This is a genomic window from Marinomonas sp. HM11-D, from assembly GCF_057626615.1.
Genome location: NZ_JBMMKT010000033.1, coordinates 1 through 1528 on the forward strand (window position 1 = coordinate 1; position 1528 = coordinate 1528).

The following is a 1528-nucleotide window of genomic DNA, read 5'->3' on the forward strand; positions in this document are numbered from 1 at the left end:
TTAACGAGGCAAACCCGGGGAACTGAAACATCTAAGTACCCGGAGGAAAAGAAATCAACCGAGATTCCCTTAGTAGCGGCGAGCGAACGGGGATTAGCCCTTAAGTTGATTAGGTGTTAGTAGAAGGCTCTGGAAAGTGCCGCCATAGTGGGTGATAGCCCCGTATACGAAAATGCCTTATCAATGAAATCGAGTAAGACGGGACACGTGATATCCTGTTTGAATATGGGGGGACCATCCTCCAAGGCTAAATACTCCTGACTGACCGATAGTGAACCAGTACCGTGAGGGAAAGGCGAAAAGAACCCCAGTGAGGGGAGTGAAATAGAACCTGAAACCGTGTACGTACAAGCAGTGGGAGCGGACTTTGTTCCGTGACTGCGTACCTTTTGTATAATGGGTCAACGACTTAATTTTAGTAGCAAGCTTAACCGTTTAGGGGAGGCGTAGGGAAACCGAGTCTTAATAGGGCGTTCAGTTGCTAGGATTAGACCCGAAACCGGGCGATCTATCCATGAGCAGGTTGAAGGTTGGGTAACACTAACTGGAGGACCGAACCCACATCCGTTGAAAAGGCTGGGGATGACTTGTGGATAGGAGTGAAAGGCTAATCAAGCTCGGAGATAGCTGGTTCTCCTCGAAAGCTATTTAGGTAGCGCCTCGCGTATTGCCATTGGGGGTAGAGCACTGTTTGGGCTAGGGGGTCATCCCGACTTACCAACCCCATGCAAACTCCGAATACCAATGAGTATGAGCGCGGGAGACACACGGCGGGTGCTAACGTCCGTCGTGAAAAGGGAAACAACCCAGACCGTCAGCTAAGGTCCCAAAGTTACAGTTAAGTGGGAAACGATGTGGGAAGGCTTAGACAGCTAGGAGGTTGGCTTAGAAGCAGCCACCCTTTAAAGAAAGCGTAATAGCTCACTAGTCGAGTCGGCCTGCGCGGAAGATATAACGGGGCTAAAACTGTACACCGAAGCTACGGGTTTACACTTTGTGTAAGCGGTAGAGGAGCGTTCTGTAAGCCGTTGAAGGTCAAGCTGTAAAGCAGGCTGGAGGTATCAGAAGTGCGAATGTTGACATGAGTAACGATAAAGGGAGTGAAAACCTCCCTCGCCGGAAGACCAAGGGTTCCTGTCCCATGCTAATCAGGGCAGGGTGAGTCGGCCCCTAAGGCGAGGCTGAAAAGCGTAGTCGATGGGAAACGGGTTAATATTCCCGTACCGATGTATATTGCGATGGAGTGACGGAGAAGGCTAGGCCAGCACGGCGATGGTTGTCCGTGTTTAAGGTGGTAGGCTGAGTACTTAGGCAAATCCGGGTACTTAAGGCCGAGAACTGATGACGAGTCCTCTTTTGGACGAAGTGGTTGATGCCATGCTTCCAGGAAAACCTTCTAAGCTTCAGATATACATAGACCGTACCCCAAACCGACACAGGTGGTCAGGTAGAGAATACCAAGGCGCTTGAGAGAACTCGGGTGAAGGAACTAGGCAAAATGGCACCGTAACTTCGGGAGAAGGTGCGC

At 50.7% G+C, this 1528-nt stretch carries 1 rRNA gene; it reads left to right on the forward strand.

Annotated features, from left to right (window positions below):
* Window positions 1-1528: ribosomal RNA gene (locus ACOSVP_RS18540) — 23S ribosomal RNA — on the forward strand; the annotation flags it as partial.